Origin of the sequence: Bradyrhizobium sp. STM 3557 (genome assembly GCF_045571465.1) — a bacterium.
Taxonomy (GTDB): domain Bacteria; phylum Pseudomonadota; class Alphaproteobacteria; order Rhizobiales; family Xanthobacteraceae; genus Bradyrhizobium.
The window spans coordinates 1635133-1653919 of sequence record NZ_CP120697.1 but is presented as its reverse complement, the minus strand read 5'-3'; the positions used below and the strand labels follow the sequence as shown (position 1 = coordinate 1653919).

The window sequence follows — 18787 nt, the reverse complement described above, 5'->3', positions numbered from 1 at the left end:
CTCAAGCTCATCCGACGCACTCGGAGCAAACGCTGCCGTCTCGGATCATGGACGATCCCGGCAGTGCAGCTTGAACGTGCCTGCTCGTCGCATTGGGCGCGCACGAAATACCTGAAACAAAAATGAAGCTGACGAGAGGATCAGAAACGAACTGCAAGCGTTCGGCCACAGTAAAGAACATGTTGTGCTAAGCAAACAGGCAGACGTGGATCATCACCTCCGTGTCGATGCGCTGAACAATCGAAAGGCATTTACGATTCGTAAAATACTTAACACTGCGGCCACACACACCGTTCGAAGTGCGACATTACGCGGTCGACGGGCCCGACACAGTTGCGACGTCATGAACGATATCGAAAGCGATTTTCTGATAGGCGCACGATGCGTGCCGAGTCGGCCTGGACAGCATCGAAACCAAAAAAAGAGCGTCGGCCGCTGTGAAAGTCCTCGGATATGCGCCACAGCGTCGCGGGTGCGCGTGCTGTTTGATGGCACCAAGCACCGGGTAATGCTCCATACAAGCTATCTGATGTCTCGACGAAGGAAAGTAAGCCGATGTCGGCACAGACCATGCCAAGTCGTGCGGCGATCGTCGCTGATTACGATGCCAGCCGCAGGTGCAGGCCGCTTACCGGGGCCGTCACTGATACAGCCGCGACCTAGGCCGTCGTCCTGCGGAGGCCATCGCGAGGCATGATCCAAATCACAGCTCTTTAACGAGAGGTATGAAGACGTAGCCGCCGGACCGTACGGTCCTGATCATAGACGTCCCTTCGATTCGATCGAGCTTGCCACGCAGACGGCTGATGAGGACGTCTATGCCTCGTCCAGGCGATGGACCGCGCTGCCCACTGGTCATGCCGCGAAGCTTGTCGCGGCTTACCACGCGGCCGTGCCGCTCACACAGGGCTTGCAGTAGGTCAAACTCGGCGGTCGTCAGTGGAACCTGCGCCCCCTTGGGATCGCGCAACTCTCGCAGACGACGGTCAAGGATCCAACCGCCAAATATGCAACGAGACGTCTGGGCGAGTGGCATACCCGCACCGTGCGTCCGCCGCCGCAAGACGGCATTGATGCGCGCGAGCAGTTCTCGGGGATTGAACGGCTTTGCGAGGTAGTCGTCAGCACCCATCTCAAGTCCCAATATGCGGTCTGTATCGTTGCGATGCGCCGTCAGGAAGATGATGGGCGTTGACGACCGGCTGCGGATGCGGCGGCATAGGCTCAAGCCGTCCTCGCCTGGAATTTTGCAACTTTTTCCGATCGGATTCAGGACGATCTGGCGCGTCGTGAGATGATGGCATGGGCATTCGTAGCGAGGAGCAAATCGGATGGAGCAGCGGCAGCCATATGACGACGTGAGGGGCAAATCTCACTCCGAACCTCGGCCCACCCCGCAGCTACGGCTCAAGGGCAACGTGGTCCTCGAGGGGAACGCCGGCTACGACGAGGCGCGCGCGGTCTGGAATGGCGCGATCGACAAGCGGCCGGCCATGATCGCCTACTGCGCGGATACCCAGGATGTGATCGAGGCCGTGACGTTCGCAAGATCCTGCACGTTTCCGGTGGCCGTTCGCAGCGGGGGCCATAATGTCGCTGGCCTCTCGGTCTGTGAGGGCGGCATCGTCATCGACCTGTCGCGGATGAAACGCATCGATGTCGATCCGGTCCGTCGTACCGCGCGGGCGGAGGCAGGCCTCGATCTGGGCGAATTCGATCGTGCCACGCAGGCGCACGGCCTGGCGACCACCATGGGGGTCAACAGCGACACCGGCATCTCCGGGCTCACGCTTGGCGGCGGCTTCGGCAAGCTCGGGCGAAAATACGGGCTGACCTGCGATAATCTGATTGCCGCCGAGGTTGTGACAGCCGAAGGAAAGATCTTAAGGGCCAGCGCGACCGAACACGCCGACCTGTTCTGGGGCTTGCGAGGCGGCGGCGGCAATTTCGGCATCGTGACTGCGTTCGAATACCAGTTGCACGCGATCGGCACGTCACTGCCCGTCGCGTCAGCGCTTCATCCTTACGATCAGGCGCACGAAGCCATGCGATTTTACGATGAATTCGCCCGAAACGCTGCCGACGAGGTCAACGTCGATGCAGCCCTCGTCACGCTGCCATCGGGGGACAGGTTCTTCAGCATCTCCGGTTGTTACGTTGGCTCGCATCATGAGGGTGAGCGCGCCCTTTCGCCGATCGTCGAGTTCGGCTCGCCCGTTGAGACGCGCCTCGCAACTGTCCCGTATCTCGAGATTCAATCGGGCGGCGACGCCCTGTTTCCGCGGGGACGTCGCTATTACTGGAAGGCGCAGTTCCTGCGCGAGATCAGTGCTGGCACGATCGATGCACTGCTCGACACCTATGCGAGGGCTCCTAACACCTCCTCTTTGCTGGTTTTGCAGCACGTCGGCGGCGCAATCGCGCGGGTTCCCGTATCGAACTCGCCCTACGGAAATCGCGATGCGGCCTTCGACTGCTTTCCGGTCGCGATCTGGGACGATCCGGCCGACGATGAGGCGAACATGCATTGGGCGCGCGAGCTGTGGGGCGCTGTCAGGCCCTATTCGACCGGCGGCGTCTATGCCAACAACCTGGGGGAGGAGGGCGAAGACCGGGTGCGTGACGCTTATGGTGAAAATTACGCACGCCTTGTCGCGCTCAAGAACAAATACGATCCGACGAATTTCTTCCGCCTGAACCAGAATATCAAGCCGACGGCATAGTTCACGGCATCGGGGAAGATTCAAATGCGAAGCCGCTGGACCATTCTTGCTGCTCTGTTCGTCGCTCGTGCCGCCATCGCCTTTCAGGCTCAGAGCGTCGCGGCCATCGCGCCACAACTCAGCCAGAGTCTGGGCGCGAGCCTGGCCGATGTCGGTGTTCTGATCGGGCTCTATTTTGCGCCGGGCGCCATGCTTGCCTTGCCTGGCGGCGCGATCGGACGCCGCTATGGCGACAAGGTGACAGTCCTTGCCGGTCTCCTGATGATGCTAGCAGGCGAACTGCTGATGACCTCATCAACGTCCTGGACCGTGCAGATCGCGGGCCGCCTGACTGCCGGCATGGGCGGTGTTCTCCTGAACGTTCTGATGACCAAGATGCTCGCGGACTGGTTCGCCGGCCGGGAAATCGCCACCGCGATGGCCATTTTCATCAACTCATGGCCGGCCGGCATCGCAGTCGCTCTCATGCTGTTGCCGGCAATCGGAACTACGATCGGACTCTATGCCGTCAATCTTGCCGTGGCAGGGGCGATCGTGATCGGTCTCGGCCTCATCGCTCTGGCTTATCGTGCGCCAGACGCAACGCTCGCGGTTGAAGGCGAGCGCGGCAGCCTGACCGCCGACACGATCTGCGCCGTGATTGCCGCCGGCTTGATCTGGTGCCTCTACAACATCGGTTTTGCGATGATCTTCAGTTTCGGGCCGTCAATGCTTGTTGAACAAGGCTGGTCCAGTGCAGCAGCCGGATCAACGATCAGTATCGTGCTCTGGCTCGCCGCCCTTTCGGTTCCGTTCGGCGGCTTCCTCGCCGATCGGACCAAGCGCGGAGAGGCCATCCTGGTCACATGCTGCATCGCCTTCGCGCTCCTGACACTTCTCCTGTCGCGAAGCGGCACGGTGCTTCCCATCGTCGTTGCGCTTGGAATCGTCTGCGGCTTGCCCGCCGGCGCGATCATGAGCCTGCCTGCGCGTGTGCTCGAGCAGAAGACTCGGCCGATCGGAATGGGAATATTCTACACCGTATTCTACGCCGGCCTGCTGGCCGGACCGGCCATCGGAGGAAAGCTCTCCACGTCGGTCGGCTCCGCGAGCGCCGCGCTCGACTTCGGCGCGGCCGCGCTCCTGGCTTGTCCCGTCGTCCTGTGGCTCTTCCGCCGTATCGTTGCCGGCTGGTATCGGCCGGTCACTTCATCGATGCCCGATGAAAAGCTAGAAATGGAATGCTTGGGTACAGGCTCGTCATGAATGACGTTGTACCACTGGTCGGCGGTTTCGCCCGTTTCGACGTCTCGACCGATCGCTATCCTGCGCGGCAGCGCGTTGAAACCTGGCGTGAGGAGTTTGGTCGCACGCTGTTGCGAATCGATCTTGCGCCGCGCTCGCCGGAGCCCTTACATGCGAAAGCGACAGCCTATCGCGGCGTGAATTTCAGACTGCTGCGCGCCTCCCGCGACACCGGATTCTCATCCTGATTGTCGCCCGCCTCTCATCCAGTTCGTCGCGCTACATGTTCGAGGCTCGCCCCGACAATGAGGTGCCGTTACTCAGAACGCAGCGCAGGGATTCGTAGCAGATCGTAGTTTGGCGCACAAAATCGTGCAAATGGCGGAGAGGGTGTCAGTCAATCCCCCTTGATATACAACCAGTTTTTTTCATTCGCGGGGTGGAGACCTACGGTTCTGGCTACTATGCCGTGCATACAAATCCGGACAGAAAAAAGACGCGGTGGGCCGTGGATGGACCGGAAGCCGGTGATAGGGTTTCCGAAGATTGCGAGCGGCGCCGCTTCCAAGCGCCCGGCTGGACAGCTTCGCTCCGGTCCCGCCCCGCGCGGATCCTGGCCTCCGATCGTGTCGCATCCTATCCTCGGCGAATGCCGGAAGGTCCAGGGATTAGCAGCAATCGCTCTCTAGGGACGGCAATCGCTCTCGCATTGCCACGGCTCCGATCCGCTAGATCATCACGGTCTGTCCATCCCACCGACCGGAGAAAGAGATGATCTCGAGAAGCATCGGTAGATCCGACACGATCGCACCAGCCTCTGCGCGATCATCGGAAATGTCCGGTCTTGTTCGCGAAGCGGTTGAGCTCGCCTCAGAAATGGTTGGCATCGTCCACAACCTGGTTATGGACGTACGCGATAGCTACCGGCCCGAACTGCACTACATACGCGGCCCTGGTCCAAAATGGCGCGCCAAACATCAGCCCGCCAAAGGAGCGGCCTAGAGACCTCAGAAAGCGCTGTAGTTCCTCAGCACCAGAATTAACCTCTCGAAGCTGCCCTACTCCATATTCGCCCCCCGTCAATGGCAGCGGCGTCTGCGTTCTGTATCGGCTGCCAAGTCCGCTTGGAAAGGCCAAATTGCTCCCGATCGGCAGGGCGCGCGGCAAGGCAGAAGATGACAAATGAGTCACGCTATATCTTGGATGGGGAGTAGCCCAATACGAGCCGCGCATTGGGCCACGATGCGACAGACAATTGTGACACGAAGCTCGATCCTTACCCAGAAGCGCTCAGAGCTGTCTTGGACGGTCGAGGTCGGCGCAAGCGTGGCGCTCTGCTGAACACGCGTGGTCAGGACGGTGTCGGCGCCTTGCAGCACGATTGGGCAAAGCATGATCGATTCAGGAAAGACCCGGAACCGTGCCGCGCCTAGAACGCCACCGGCGATCAAACCTGACCGTCCCACCGGCGAGTATGGGTCGATGACCAAATCAGGCTCACAAGATTTCTCGCTTGGTCAGCTGACACTTCCGAGCCACGGCAGCGCGACCTGCCGATGGGTGCGCGTCCTCACGCCGATGCGGAAATGACGCGCGTGCTCAAGAGAGCGCCGCTCCGCATGTCCTCAGACCCGTCCAAAGGCATTATCGCCTATTGGCGGCATGACGCCGTGCACGACGTCGTCGGCCCCATGGCCGACCACGTCCTCATGGCTTTCCTTCAGCGTCACTTCGCTTCGAGCGGCGTTCCGGAAAGTCCGTGGTGACGGGAACGACGCAGCCCGGGGCTATGACGGTGATTCCCGCCGGCTCGTCGTCCCGATGGGATATTCCAGAACCGTTGAACGTAGTTCATCTCTACCTTCCGCAGGCGACGCTCCAGCGCGTCGCCGTTGAGGCCGGAATGGCTGCTCCCGCCGATCTCGTCGAGCGATCGGCTCACCCCGACCTCGTTACATCCCGCCTACCTCCTGAGTGCGGCGGTTGTGCTCGAAGGCAGCGCGGCCCTGGACGCCCTGTTCAGGCAGCAGATCACAGATCTCCTGGCCACGCGGCTCCTCGCTGCCCATAGCGGTTCGGCACCCTCGTCGCAGCCAACCGTCGGCGGGCTGTCACCCGCAGTATTGCGCCGGGCCATCGAACGCCTGCGCTCCGACAGCTACGCGGACGTCTCGCTGGCCGCGCTGGCCGCGGATGCCGGGCTATCGCGCTTCCACTTTTGTCGTGCCTTCAAGGAAAGTACCGGACTGTCGCCGCATGGCTGCGCCAGCACCATCTTGAGCAGGCCATGAACATGCTGCGCGACACCGACGACTCCATCGCATCGATCGCCGCCGCGCTCGGTTACTCCTCGCAGACGGCCTTCGCTGCGGTATTTAGGAGACTGACCGGCGAGACCCCGCGTGACTGGCGACGACGCATCCGGTGAACGAGCCGAATTGGCTCCCGCATTGACAGCAATAGCTCTGGAATCACGTCAATCGCTCTGGCGCGGCGGCGCGGCTGGTCCGCTAGATGATCGCCATAGCTCGCGGCTCTCGATCGGCTGCCGATCCCAGTCGTTGAGCAGGATCGGACAAGGCACGTTGATTCAGGCAAGACATCGGACCCGTGCTGCGTCCACGACGAGAGCCAAGATCAGGCCGAAGACCAAGGATGATGCCCCAGTTCCCGAACAGCGCCGCCGCGGCCGCGTCAATCGTCGAGGCCCTGAAAGCAGTGGCCGGGTCACCGCCAAAGGCACGCGCGAGTTTTGCTAAGGGCCGGTGCGTACGTGGCACCTATGCCCCTTCGGATCAGGCCAGTGAGATCACGAAATCCCGGAGCTTTACCAAGCCATCCCGCGTGCTGGCGCGCTTCGCTGTAGGCGGCGCTCATCCGAAGGTGGCAGACACGGATAAGCTCGTGCTGCGCGGCTTCGCCTTCCGGCTCGGCAGCGATGGCCAGCGGTCAGAGATCTTTGCTCAGAACGCGCCTGTACATTATGCGAGGACGCTCGATCAGATGCTGGCTTTCCTCAAGGCGCGCATTCCCGGGCAGGGAGGCAAGATCGACGCGGCTCGGGTCAAGGCTTTCTCCGCCGCCAATCCCGAAACGCTCTTTCAGGCGAATTATCTCGCTGCGCGGCCTTTGCCGGGAAGCTTTGCCGGCACGACCTACTGGGGCGTGCACGCCTTTCCTGCGACGAACTCAAGAGGCGAGACGCGTTTCATCAAATTCAAGGTCGAGCCGGTCGGCGGAGAGGTTACGCTGACCGAGGAGGAGGCCAGGGGAAAGTCTGCCGATTTCCTGAGCGACGATCTCAATCAGCGGATCGCGGCACGCGACGTCAGGTTCAGCGTGATGGCGCTGCTCGGCCGGAGCGGCGATCCCGTCATGGACGCCACCGTCCGATGGCCGGATGAAGACGAACGCGAAGCGGTGCGGCTAGGCACGATTGTTATCACCGCAGTCGAAGCCAACGAGACCTGCGATGAGGCGAACTTTAATCCGGCAAATCTCGCCGAAGGCATCGGCCATCCCCTGGACGAGATCTTTGTGGCGCGCCGCGCCGTCTACGCCATATCGCAGAAGATGCGAGAGTAAGCCATCTATGTTTCGGTTTCCGAGCCGCCATGCTTCTCGCGCCGCCACGCTCCCGGACTGATCCCGACCAATGATGAGAACACCCGCGTAAAGTGGCTTTGATTCGCAAAGCCCGCCGAAATCGCGATCTCCGAGAGCGGCAGGTCGCGCACGGTCAGCAACTGCTTGGCCACCTTGACTCGTTGGTGCAGCAGCCACTGGTGCGGCGGCAGGCCCGTGGAGATCCGGAACGCCCGAGAAAAATGGCTGACGGAAAGGTCGAACTCGGCGGCGATCTGCTGCAGTGAAAGGCTTCCACCGAGGTCGGACTCCAACCGGTCGCAGGCCCGCTTCATCTGCCACGGCGCAAGGCCGCCGCGGACGAGATCAGCGCCGGGTTGCATGCCGCCATAGCTCTGAGCGACATGCGCAGTCAGCGCAAGCATCGTGTGATCGATGAACAGCTGATTGGCTTCGTCCGGCCGACGCAGCGCTTGCAAGAGCGCTGTTCCGAGATGGCGAACGATCGCGTCATTCACGCCGATGCCGGGCTCATAGACGAGTTCGCCAATGCACGGCGCGCCAGCTTGTTTGGCGACATCATCGAGCGCTGTCCGCGGCAAATATAGGTAAATGGAGTGATATGGCTTGTCGATCACGAAGCGCGGATCGCGTTTCAAGTCGTACAGATAAGTTGCACCGGCGCGTACATCCGCCTTGATGACGCATCGGCCATCCTCCCAGCATTCGCAGTCAGGGTAATTGCTAAGTTTGAGACTGACGAGGTAGGCGTCTTCGGCGGGAAATTGCCCCGAAAGAGCCCGTACAGGGTTATCGTGGCGCGTTTCAGTGGCAGCGAGTTCGATCCCGCGCAGCGTACGTGTCATCAGCGAAGGCGGCGGATCCGTCAGGTGCAAAAACTTGCGATGCCTCTGTTGGTAAACGGTCGCTTGTCCCATGTGGCGCGGTCTTCTTAATGGAGTCGCACGTGAGCGGCTGTTCCGCCGCCGCGAGATTACGACCGATTATCCGATATCGGCTTGAGGCCGTCTAGAAAGCCGTTAGTCGCAGCTTCGCGCACGAGTTTGTGACACAATCTCAGTAGGTTACTTAAGAATGTGAACTAAGGAATCCATTCACAAGAATGCTACCGACGTTCGGTAGCCCGATTGCCTCATTCTGCAGCAGCAGATGTTTCTGCTCGGCCTTTGTGCGCGGCTTTGGTTGAAGGCGTGCTGGCGGCTTGGAGCAAGATTAGGCAAAGCACCGCCGTTTTGGGAAAGACGGAGAACGCTTGCAACGCGTAGAACGCGCCAACGCTCAAACGAAATGCCTCTCGACGGCGAGGACAGGTCCATGAGCTGCACGCCGATCCAGCGCGATCTTCACGAGAATCACCCAGACACTCCCGAGATGCAGAATCGCAATCTGCCGAGCGGCGAACGGCGTTCCGCCGATGCTGAAATGGCGCGCGTCCTAAGAACCGCGCCGATACGCATTGCATCGGAGCCGTTTGGTGGCGCAATTGCCCATTGGAAGCACGGCGCTCTGCACGATGTCGTCGAGCCGATGGCCGACCATGTCATTATGACCTATCCCACCGGCACGCAGCGGCTGGAGCGCCGTAGCGGAAGATCAGTCGCGATCGGAACGGCGCGCAGCGGGATGGTGACGATCATTCCAGCCGGCTCGAGCGCCCGATGGGACATTCCTGGAGCCGTCGATGTCGTTCAGCTCTATCTACCGCATAGAACGCTCGAGCGTGTCGCAGCCGAAGCCGAGATGGCCGGGGTCGGTGACCGCCTGGAACGAACCGGGCATCCCGATCTCATTACATCCCGATTGCTCACGAGCGCTGTAGACGCAATGGATGGTATCGCGGCCCTCGATGCCCTGTTCAGGCAGCAAATGACTGACCTTCTCGTCACGCGGGTGTTGGCTGCGCACGCCGGGACGCCGGCGCCCTTTCAGCCGACATTGGGTGGGTTATCTCCGATGGCGCTGCGCCGCGCGGTCGAGCGCCTGCGCTCGGATGTCGAGGCGGACGTCTCGCTTGCAGCCCTGGCGTCGGAGGCCGGTCTGTCGCGCTTCCACTTCTGCCGCGCCTTCAAGGAAAGCACTGGACTATCGCCGCATGCATGGCTGCGCCAGCATCGGATCGAGCAGGCGATGAACATGCTGCGCGACACTGATGAGTCGATCGTTTCGATTGCAGCCGCGCTTGGCTATTCCTCGCAGACCGCATTCGCTGCAGCTTTCAGGAAGATGACCGGCGAGACACCGCGCGACTGGCGGAGGCGCATGCGTTAACAGCAATCGCTCTACAGTGACGGCAATCCCTCTGGGGCAGCGGCAGGACTGATCGGTTAGACCATCATCTTGTCCGAACCAACAGACGGAGACTAAAGATGACCTGGAGAAGCTTCGTCACCCAGCTGCCAATCGCATCACAGCGCAGAGGCCTTAGCACAGCAACTTTGTATGGACTTTCGTTGGCCGTCCGCTTCACGTCAGCAGCGGGAGGCGACGACGAAGTGCCCACGCCGTCGCTGCACATGATCAAGCCGGTCACGTCCATCATGATCAGGACCGCTCCGCGGCTTCCCTATGAGGACCTGGTCGAGGGCGCTCAACCGATCGTCCTTCGCTCCGGTTGGTCGCTGGGGTCGTCGGGCTGTCGCGCCGGCATGTGAGACCTTCATGCCGAGGTCATTGATACCGGATTGCCTGCGTCCACAAGGACCCAGCCTCTCATTCACACCTTCGCGTCGTCATCGATCGCTGCACAAGCAGCGAGCGGCAGCACGCGGACTATTGGAAGTCCAACCACAGGAGCCAACACATGCGACTAGTTATCATCGGCGCCGGCTTTGCCGGCATGTACGCCGCCCTCTCTGCCGCGCGCTTGCGCGATATCAAGGGCGTTTCGCCCGAAAATCGCGCTCGTTGCGCCCGAGCCGATGCTCGTGGTTCGTCCGCGGCTCTATGAGCCGAAGCCCGAAACCATGACCGCGCCTCTGCTCGATGTCCTCAACGCCATCGACGTCGCTTATGTGCGAGGCAGTGCCGAGACGGTGGACACCAAGTCTCGCATGGTGCAGATCGCCACGAACAAGGGCACGCGAAAGACCCTTTCCTACGATCGCCTGGTCGTGGCCACCGGCAGCCGGCTGTTCCGCCCCAATATTCCCGGACTCGCCGAACATGGTTTCAGCGTCGACTCGTTCGATGATGCGGTTGCCCTCGACAAACATCTGCATAGCTTGCCGAAGCGGCCAGCAGTGAACGGTCGCGACACAGTCGTCGTTGCAGGCGGCGGCTTCACCGGAATCGAGGCTGCAACCGAAATGCCCACGCGACTGCGCGCGATCCTGGGCAACGGTGCAAAGCCGCGCGTCATCATCGTCGAACGCAATCCGTCGATCGCCCCCGACATGGGCGAAGGCCCCCGCCCCGTCATCGAGGAAGCCCTGCGGAAGGTTGGCGTGGAAACCCGGGTCGGCGTCGGCGTCAGCGCGCTGGACAAATCCGGCGTCACGCTTTCAAACGGCGATCACATCGAGGCGGAGACGGTGATCTGGGCGGCCGGCATTCGTGCTGCTCCACTGACGCAACAGATTCCCGCCGAGCGCGACAATTTCGGCCGGCTGCTGGTCGATCCCTCTTTGCGCGTGCCCGGCGTGCCCGACGTGTTCGCGACCGGCGATGCCGCTCGCGCCACCTGCGACGACGAGGGCAACTATGCGCTGATGTCGTGCCAGCACGCCACGCGGATGGGCGCCTTCGCTGGCAACAACGCCGCTGCAGAGCTGCTTGGCGTCCCGACCAGGCCCTATCACCAGAAGGCGTACGTCACCTGCCTCGACCTCGGTGAAGCCGGCGCGCTGTTTACGCGCGGCTGGGAGCGCACCGTGGAGATGGTCGGCGACGTCGCCAAGAAAACCAAACAGGAGATCAACGGCGTCTGGATCTATCCGCCCAAGCCTGAGCGCGCCGCCGCCCTCGCCTCGGCCGATCCGGAACAAGTCACCAAGCTGTAGGCGTCCGACGCAACACGGGCCGCGCCTCGGCGTGAAGCGCGGCCCATCCGGAATCCACCATCAAGATCGAACCTCAATGTCAAACCATGGAGTCTTGACGATGAACCAGATGATCCGCAGCATCAAACAGAAGCCAATCAAGAACCTCGACATCACTTCCCCTCACGGCAGAACCACGACCGACGAGCTGGTTCCATCGCGCTATGCGCTGCGAATCGGCGAAATCGAGGTGCTGGTGATCAGCGATGGGGTGCTAACGCCGCCATCCGAGTCCATGGCTACCAATGCCGATCCGGCCGTCCGGACGGCCTGGCTGGACAACATGTTCTTGTCGCGCGACGCGTTCGATTGGGCACTGAACGAGGTAGTGGTGCGTAGCGGCGGCCAAACCATACTCATCGACGCTGGGCTGGGAGAGGAGTACCCGGACTTTCCGCGGGCGGGACAGTGGGGCCAGCGACTCGAGGCCGCCGGAATCGATCTTGGCTCGGTGACTGACGTGGTGCTGACCCACATGCACTTCGATCACGTTGGCGGACTGCTCGTCGACGGCGTGAAGAAGCGGCTGCGCCCGGACCTGCGGATCCACGTGGCTGCCGCCGAGGTCAAGTTCTGGGCTTCCCCCGATTTCTCCCGCACTGCCATGCCGCCGGTGCTCGCAGATTTGGCTCGGCGGGCGTCCAAGCAATTCCTGGACGAATATCACGGCCAGCTACAGCTCTTCGAAGAAGAGTCCAAGATTGCGCCCGGAGTCGTCGTCCGTCGCACCGGTGGCCACACCCCAGGGCACAGCGTGGTTCGCCTGGCCTCCGGTGACGATCGGCTCATGTTCGCGGGCGACGCCATTTTCCCGGTCTCGTTCGACCACCCCGAATGGCACAACGGCTTCGAGCACGACCCCGAGGAGGCGACCCGCGTCCGGCTCGAACTCCTGCGGGAGCTGGTGGCGACCGGTTCGTGGCTGGTGGGCACGCATATGCCGTTCCCGTCCATAGGCCGGGTCGCGGCGGCCGGCGAGCTCTTTCGTTGGGTCCCGGCCTGGTGGGACTACTGATAGCTGGATGGTCGGAGCCGAAGAGCGCGAGCTCACAGCGCAAACGAGCTCGCGCCTGCGGCACCGATCGAAGCGGTCACCGATCCTCCAATAGATCACCAGCACCGAAAGTCTCCCATTCACCAGCCAGGTTCAAGCCGCGAATCCCGGAGCAACAAGCCTCCGCAGATGATAAGGAATATCCCGAACGCGACCAGTGGAAGCGGAATCGTGACAGCCGCCAGCGCGCCGCCGATCATGGCGCTCAGGGATTCTGCACCCACCTGGAGTGCCTGGTTGTTGCCCATGACGCGGCCTTGCCGCTCCGAGGACACAGCGTTGGACAGGATCGTCGGGCATGCGGCAAGCGCGATCGTCCCCATCATGGTTGTCAGACCGCCGGTGATCCAGATCGAGCCTATTTGAGACGGCACTGTAATCGCAATCATGGCGGCCCCGGCGGCGATGCAGGCGGTGATGGCGAGGCGGTTCAAACCAATCTGGCGGGTCAATGGGGCCATGATGAAGAAGCTCGTGATTGCCGAGATCAGAGCCAGCCCCGAATAGATCAAGGTGGTTTGATCGACGCCGGTATCCCAGCGATCGACCAAATAGACGAGCACCATCCGGAAGTAGCCGAATAGCGCAAGATAGATCAGGAAATTGAGCAGATAGAGCCGCCGAATTGGCTTGTCGGTAAAGATGCTGCTGAGATTTGTGATCGCGGCGATCATGCTGAAATCGGCCTGCGGGTCAGCCGCGTGTGTCTCGGCGAAGCGAAACCATGTCCAAGTGAGCGTTGTGATAAGGAGCGGCACCATCAACCAGAACGGAACGCTCCAGCCGAGATGCAGGGCCATCTGGCCGCCGACTATCGGGCCGGCGATATAGCCGAGACTGGAGCTGGAGTACGTCCAGGCAAACAGACGCGGGCGCTCATCTGGGCTGCTCATGTCGGAAATCGCGCTCTGCGCGATGGCGATGTTCGATTCCGCCAGCCCGCCAATCAAGCACCCCATTCCCAGCAGGACGAGAGATCGCCATTCGATGCCGAGAGCTATGACGACATATCCAAGCACGGTCACCACGAGCGAATTGACCAGGACAGGTCTGCGGCCGTAGCGGTCGGACAAGGCGCCCAGGATCGGAGATCCCACGAACTGACCGAGCGGGTAAATTGCAAGCAGCAGACCGAGGACGATGCTCCGCTGCCCGACAGTGGCACCGTCGGGCAGAAATCCATTGTTTCCCATCAGCATGGGTGCAAACAAAGTGATCATGAGTGAGTAGCCGCAAAAGCCGATGAAAATCAGCAGATAGAGCGGCAGGAGCGGGAAAATGCGCCTGAGACCGGTTTGATCGACCGGTGCAGTCGGCGCGGAGTTGCAGTTCGCCATGTCAGTCATCGCCAAGCCCTCATATTTTGCCGCGGTACGATCGCGTCAGCGCCAACATGCTGGAGCGCCGGGGTCGTCGTCGCGCCGGACAAATGATCCGGCTGGCGGCCAAATACAAATACAGCTTCGATATGCTGCTATCGTCGAGAGCTATGGCCGGCGCGAAAGGTCCGCCGGCAAAGCCTGGGAAAGGGCAACCGACTGCCGGCTCGCTTCAACGAGGTCTCGACCTCAGGGCAATTGGCCATTGGCCTGATTTGGGGTGCCGACCGTCAGCCAGGACCGAGTTTTGCGGCTATTGATACAACGCTTCACGCTTGCTGCCGAAACGCTTCTTGACTTGCTCCCGCCATCGCTGAAAGGTCACATAGAGCATCGGCACCAGGAAAATGCCGATGGAGCTGGCAGCGAGCATGCCTCCGAAGACCGCCGTGCCTACGGCCCTTCGGCTGATCTCGGCCGCTCCTGTTGCCGTCACCAGCGGTACGAGTCCGAGGATGAATGCGACCGAGGTCATCATCACCGCGCGGAAGCGCATCTGCGACCCCAGCACCGCGGCATCCGTGATCGACATGCCCGCTTCGCGTTGCTCCTTGGCGAATTCGACGATGAGGATGCCGTTCTTGGCGGCCAGTGCGATCAGCACCACAAGGCCGATCTGGGCGTAAAGATCGAGATTCAAGCCAGCGAGCTTGATGGCAAGGTACGAGCCGCACACACCGACCGCCACCGCAAGCAGGACAGGAATTGGAATGGTCCAGCTCTCATACAGCGCGACCAGGAACAGATAGGCGAACAGAATTGCCAAGCCGAGAATGATTCCTGTCTGCCCCGACGCTGCCTGCTCCTGATAGGCCGTGCCGGTCCATTCGTAGGAATAGCCGGCCGGCAGCGTGGCCTTGGCGAGCTGCTCCATCGCCGCGATTGCCGTTCCCGAGGAGACGCCGGGCGCCGGGCCGCCATTGATCGTCACCGAGCGGTAATTGTTGTAGCGGGTGATGACCTGCGGTCCCGTGACGATCCTCGCGGTCGCAATCGAACGCAGCGGCACCATGTCGCCGGTCGCGTTCCGGACATAGATCTGCCAGATATCGGATATGTCGCCGCGGTTGGCGGCCTCGCCTTCCACATTGACCTGCCATGTTCGGCCGAACAGGTTGAAGTTATTGACGTAGACGCCACCAAGCGTCGCCTGCAAGGCGGTGAAGACGTCGCTCATATTGATGCCCAGCGCCTGGGCCTTGGCACGGTCGATGTCGAGATAGACGGAGGGATTGCTGGCCGTGAACGTCGAGAACACGCGCGCGAGGCGCGGATCGCGGTTGGCCGCGTTGACCAGCCCACCCATCACGCTGCCGAGCGCAGCCGGATCCTGCCCTTCCAATGCGTCGAGCTGATACTCGAACCCGCCGGAGGTCGAAAGCCCGATGATCGGCGGCAGGTTGAACGGGAGGACGTTGGCTTGGCGGATCTGGGCACCCGCGCCGAACGTTCGCCGGATCGCCGCTTGCACCGTATCCGTTGCCGCGCGACGATCCGCGAACGGCTTCAAGCGCGCGACCATGAAGGCCGAATTCGGTTCGTTGCCACCGTCAAGCAAGGAAAAGCCGATGATCGAGAGCACGTGATCGACCGCGGGCTCCTTCTTCAAAAGCTCCTCCACTTGCTTCGTCACCTCGCTGGTGCGAGCAACCGAAGCGCCGTCCGGCAATTGCACGGCAACGAAGAACGCGCCTTGATCCTCCTCGGGAAGGAAGCCGGTCGGCGTGAGCCGCGAGATGCCGAAGATGCCGCCTGCAAAAATCAACACCGCGACAAGAGACAACACGGCGAGCCGCAGGAGCCGCCGCACCAGGCTGGCGTAGCCGTCACGGACCCAGTCGATGCCGGCGAGCACGCGTCCCATGACGCCGCGCATGGGCTCGCGATGGCGCAGGAACACGGCACACAGGGCTGGTGACAGGGTCAGTGCATTGAGGGCGGAGATCACCATCGCCGCGCTGATCGTAACCGCGAACTGGCGGAACAACGTTCCAGAGATGCCCGGAATGAAAGCGATCGGAACGAAGACCGACAGCAACACCAGCGAAATCGCGATGATCGGCGCGGTGATCTGCGCCATCGCCTTTTTGGTCGCTTCGGCGGGGGAAAGGTTTGGCTCCTCCTCCATGACGCGCTCGACGTTCTCGACCACGACGATGGCATCGTCAACCACAATTCCGATGGCGAGCACCATCGCAAGCAGCGAGACCGTGTTGGCCGAATAGCCCATCGCGAGCAGCACCGCGAAAGTGCCGATCAGGCTGACAGGCACGGCGATCGCAGGAATGATGGTGGCGCGCAAGCTGCCAAGGAACAGGAACACGACGATGACGACGAGGACGAAGGCTTCGGCCAACGTCTTCAGGACCTCCTTGATGGTGTCGGCGACAAAAGTGGTGGAGTCGTAGTGCACCAGATAGGTCAAACCCGGCGGAAACCGCTCGGAGAGCTTGGCAAGTGTCGTCTGCACCGCCTTGGCCGTGGTGACCGCGTTGGCGCCCGGGGCGAGATAGATGCCGATTGGCACGCCCGGATTGCCGTCGATCCTGGATTCGCTATCCATGTTCTGCGCGCCGATCTCGACGCTGGCGACATCCTTGATCCGGAGCACAGAGCCGTCCGGGTTTGCGCGCAACACGATGTTGCCAAATTGATCTGACGTCGTGAGCCGCCCCTGCGTCTGCACGTTGAATTGGAATTGCTGATCGTCGCTGATCGGCCGGGCGCCGATGCGTCCAACGGGCGCCTGCACGCTCTGCGACCGGATCGCTGCGACCACGTCCGATGGCGCCAGATTGAGGCTGGTGAGACGCTGGGTATCAAACCAGATGCGCATCGAGTAGTTCAGCTTAGCGAACAGAGTCGCCTGGCCTACTCCCGGCGTGCGGGAGATCGCGTCCAGCACATTGATGATGGCATAATTGGTGATGAACAGAGGGTCCTGCGCACCGGTCTTGCTGTAGAGCACGAGGAACTGCAGCACAGCCGAGGACTTCTTCTGCACCACGAGGCCCTGCGCCTGGACCTCGGTAGGCAGTTGCGCCAGCGCGCTCTGCACGCGGTTGTTGACGTTGACGGTATTGATGTCGGGATCGCTGCCGAGCGCAAACGACAAGGTCAGGGTATAGCTGCCGTCATTGCCGCTCGTCGACTTCATGTACAGCATCTTGTCGACACCGACGATCGCCGCTTCGAGCGGCTGGGCGACGCTCGACTCCACGACCTCGGCGGAGGCTCCAGGAAAGTTCGCAGTCACCGTCACCTGCGGCGGCACGATGTCCGGGAATTGAGCGACAGGTATGCGCATCAACGCGAGAGCGCCGGCAATGGTGATGACGAGCGCGATGACTATAGCGAGCCGCGGCCGATCAACGAAAATGGACGAAATCATTGGGTTACTCCCGACGGGCTCGTTCGGAGCGCACTTTTCGCGGTCCCTTCCTCCTGAGCATTCATGCTGGATTGGATGAGCGCGCTGGCGGGGCCGGGTGCGATGACCTCACCTGTCCGCACACGCTGAAGCCCCTCGACGATCACCTTGTCTCCGGGCGCGAGGCCACTTGTCACGGCGGCGATCGTGGAGGTCGATTGACCCAGCTTGATCCGATGCTGCTCGGCCTTATTGTCCGCGGCGACGACATAGACATACTCGCCCTGTTGATCCGACAACACGGCCGAGCGCGGGATCGCCACCACCTCGACCGGCTCGACGCCTTCCAGCAACACGGTCACGAATTCGTTGTCGATGAGTTCGCGCAGGGAGAGATTTTTCAGGACGGGGTTTGGAATGGTCCCCCGCAGCGTGATGGTGTCGGTGTTCTGCGCGATCGTGTTGTTGACGAAGTTCAATTGTCCGGGCTCTCCATAGAGACGCCCGTCCGGGAGACGAACTCTGATGACGACCGCGCTGAAGCCGCCTTGCGCCGCGTAGCGCTCGCGCAGGCTCAATGCCTCACGGACCGAAACAGGAAAGATGACGTACATGGGATCCTGGCTGACGATGGTGGTCAGCACGCCCGAGCTCGGCGTTACGACGTTACCCTCGGTCACTGTTGTGTTGCCGATCCTGCCGTCGATCGGAGAGCGAATTTCGGTGTAATCGAGATTGGTCTGTGACAGCTCGACCTGAGCCTGCGCGGCTTGAACTTGCGCCTCAAGACTTTGCTGGTTGGCGAGCGCCGCATCATAGGTCGATTGCTGGCCGGCTGGCCCGCCGAGCAGCGCCTTTGCCCGCTCCGTCGTCAGCCTTGCATTCGCCAGAGTTGCCTGCAACTGCGCAACTTGCGCCTGCTTCGATTTCAGGTCGGCCTCGAAGGGACCTCGCTCCAGTTGATAGAGCAGGTCGCCCTTCTTGACCTCGGAGCCCTCGACGAAATTGCGCTTCTCCAAAAAGGCGGTGACGCGAGCCACTACGTTGACGCGATTGGTGGCTTCGATTCGCCCCAGGAACTCATTGGTCGGGGTGATCGGCCGCGTGACGGCCTCCATGACTCCAACGGCCGGCGGGCCGGACCCGCCAAGCTGGGCATTGGCAGGCGGAATCATGGCCAGCACCAACACTCCGGATAGAATGATTCCTGCTATTGGGCCAAATGGTCTGATTGCACGCAGCATTTGCCGGCCTCTTTTGGTTGGCAGCGGTCTAGGAAATAGGATTTCAGGTTTTGAAAGGGCGAGCGGAGGGCATCACCGCATTGCTATCTGCTGTACGCATCGAGCGCTTGGGCGATGCGCCGCAAGGAAAGACTTGCGGCGCATCCAACG

Annotated in this window: 12 protein-coding genes and 2 pseudogenes; 9 read left to right on the top strand and 5 right to left on the bottom strand. The window is 61.6% G+C overall.

What is annotated here, in order from left to right:
* Nucleotides 1-703: 703 nt before the first annotated feature.
* Nucleotides 704-1369, bottom strand: a complete 666-nt coding sequence (locus P6U24_RS07505; protein ID WP_407158512.1) for a winged helix-turn-helix domain-containing protein — start codon at nucleotides 1367-1369, stop codon at nucleotides 704-706.
* A gap of 49 nt (nucleotides 1370-1418) precedes the next feature.
* Here P6U24_RS07505 and P6U24_RS07500 point away from each other — a divergent pair, with 49 nt between their 5' ends.
* The 5 genes and pseudogenes from P6U24_RS07500 to P6U24_RS07480 all read left to right on the top strand — a co-directional run bounded on the left by P6U24_RS07500 (nucleotide 1419) and on the right by P6U24_RS07480 (nucleotide 7532).
* Nucleotides 1419-2723: an FAD-binding oxidoreductase gene (locus P6U24_RS07500; protein ID WP_407158511.1), complete on the top strand. Its 1305-nt coding sequence runs from the start codon at nucleotides 1419-1421 to the stop codon at nucleotides 2721-2723.
* 24 nt (nucleotides 2724-2747) lie between these two features.
* Nucleotides 2748-3968 carry a CynX/NimT family MFS transporter gene (locus P6U24_RS07495; RefSeq protein ID WP_407158510.1) on the top strand — a complete coding sequence of 407 codons (1221 nt, stop codon included), beginning with the start codon at nucleotides 2748-2750 and terminating at the stop codon, nucleotides 3966-3968.
* Nucleotides 3965-4195 (top strand): hypothetical protein, encoded by a 231-nt coding sequence (locus P6U24_RS07490; RefSeq protein WP_407158509.1) that lies wholly within the window; start codon nucleotides 3965-3967, stop codon nucleotides 4193-4195. Before P6U24_RS07495 ends, P6U24_RS07490 begins: the two co-directional genes overlap by 4 nt.
* A gap of 1308 nt (nucleotides 4196-5503) precedes the next feature.
* Nucleotides 5504-6375, top strand: a pseudogene (locus tag P6U24_RS07485) (helix-turn-helix transcriptional regulator).
* 227 nt (nucleotides 6376-6602) lie between these two features.
* Nucleotides 6603-7532 carry a catalase family peroxidase gene (locus P6U24_RS07480; RefSeq protein ID WP_407158508.1) on the top strand — a complete coding sequence of 310 codons (930 nt, stop codon included), beginning with the start codon at nucleotides 6603-6605 and terminating at the stop codon, nucleotides 7530-7532.
* Nucleotides 7533-7537: 5 nt separating this feature from the next.
* On the opposite strand, the gene P6U24_RS07475 is transcribed toward P6U24_RS07480, so the two are convergent.
* The gene (locus tag P6U24_RS07475; protein WP_407158507.1) at nucleotides 7538-8470 is read right to left on the bottom strand and encodes a helix-turn-helix domain-containing protein; all 933 of its coding nucleotides are present in this window, start codon (nucleotides 8468-8470) and stop codon (nucleotides 7538-7540) included.
* Nucleotides 8471-8924: 454 nt separating this feature from the next.
* On the opposite strand from P6U24_RS07475, the gene P6U24_RS07470 reads away from it, so the two are divergent.
* From P6U24_RS07470 to P6U24_RS07455, 4 genes and pseudogenes are all read left to right on the top strand, one after another.
* The gene (locus tag P6U24_RS07470; protein ID WP_407160379.1) at nucleotides 8925-9821 is read left to right on the top strand and encodes a helix-turn-helix transcriptional regulator; all 897 of its coding nucleotides are present in this window, start codon (nucleotides 8925-8927) and stop codon (nucleotides 9819-9821) included.
* 182 nt (nucleotides 9822-10003) lie between these two features.
* Complete coding sequence (locus P6U24_RS07465; protein ID WP_407158506.1) at nucleotides 10004-10204, top strand: hypothetical protein; 201 nt, start codon at nucleotides 10004-10006, stop codon at nucleotides 10202-10204.
* A gap of 149 nt (nucleotides 10205-10353) precedes the next feature.
* Nucleotides 10354-11551, top strand: a pseudogene (locus P6U24_RS07460) (NAD(P)/FAD-dependent oxidoreductase).
* 100 nt (nucleotides 11552-11651) lie between these two features.
* A complete protein-coding gene (locus P6U24_RS07455; RefSeq protein WP_407158505.1) occupies nucleotides 11652-12605 on the top strand; it encodes an MBL fold metallo-hydrolase in 954 nt (317 codons plus the stop codon).
* A gap of 119 nt (nucleotides 12606-12724) precedes the next feature.
* Here P6U24_RS07455 and P6U24_RS07450 read toward each other — a convergent pair whose 3' ends face one another.
* From P6U24_RS07450 to P6U24_RS07440, 3 genes are all read right to left on the bottom strand, one after another.
* On the bottom strand, nucleotides 12725-13990 hold the full coding sequence (locus tag P6U24_RS07450; RefSeq protein ID WP_407158504.1) for an MFS transporter: 1266 nt from the start codon (nucleotides 13988-13990) through the stop codon (nucleotides 12725-12727).
* 286 nt (nucleotides 13991-14276) lie between these two features.
* Nucleotides 14277-17414: an efflux RND transporter permease subunit gene (locus tag P6U24_RS07445; RefSeq protein WP_407158503.1), complete on the bottom strand. Its 3138-nt coding sequence runs from the start codon at nucleotides 17412-17414 to the stop codon at nucleotides 14277-14279.
* Entirely contained in the window at nucleotides 17411-18568 is a 1158-nt protein-coding gene (locus P6U24_RS07440; RefSeq protein ID WP_407160378.1) for an efflux RND transporter periplasmic adaptor subunit, read from the bottom strand. The genes P6U24_RS07445 and P6U24_RS07440 overlap by 4 nt, the downstream gene beginning before the upstream one ends.
* Nucleotides 18569-18787: the final 219 nt, after the last annotated feature.

Coding starts and splice junctions, on each gene's coding strand:
- P6U24_RS07495 (WP_407158510.1), top strand. CDS start 2,748: ATGCGAAGCCGCTGGACCATTCTTGCTGCTCTGTTCGTCGCTCGTGCC.
- P6U24_RS07490 (WP_407158509.1), top strand. CDS start 3,965: ATGAATGACGTTGTACCACTGGTCGGCGGTTTCGCCCGTTTCGACGTC.
- P6U24_RS07480 (WP_407158508.1), top strand. CDS start 6,603: ATGATGCCCCAGTTCCCGAACAGCGCCGCCGCGGCCGCGTCAATCGTC.
- P6U24_RS07475 (WP_407158507.1), bottom strand. CDS start 8,470: ATGGGACAAGCGACCGTTTACCAACAGAGGCATCGCAAGTTTTTGCAC.
- P6U24_RS07470 (WP_407160379.1), top strand. CDS start 8,925: ATGCAGAATCGCAATCTGCCGAGCGGCGAACGGCGTTCCGCCGATGCT.
- P6U24_RS07455 (WP_407158505.1), top strand. CDS start 11,652: ATGAACCAGATGATCCGCAGCATCAAACAGAAGCCAATCAAGAACCTC.
- P6U24_RS07450 (WP_407158504.1), bottom strand. CDS start 13,990: ATGACTGACATGGCGAACTGCAACTCCGCGCCGACTGCACCGGTCGAT.
- P6U24_RS07445 (WP_407158503.1), bottom strand. CDS start 17,414: ATGATTTCGTCCATTTTCGTTGATCGGCCGCGGCTCGCTATAGTCATC.
- P6U24_RS07440 (WP_407160378.1), bottom strand. CDS start 18,568: ATGATTCCGCCTGCCAATGCCCAGCTTGGCGGGTCCGGCCCGCCGGCC.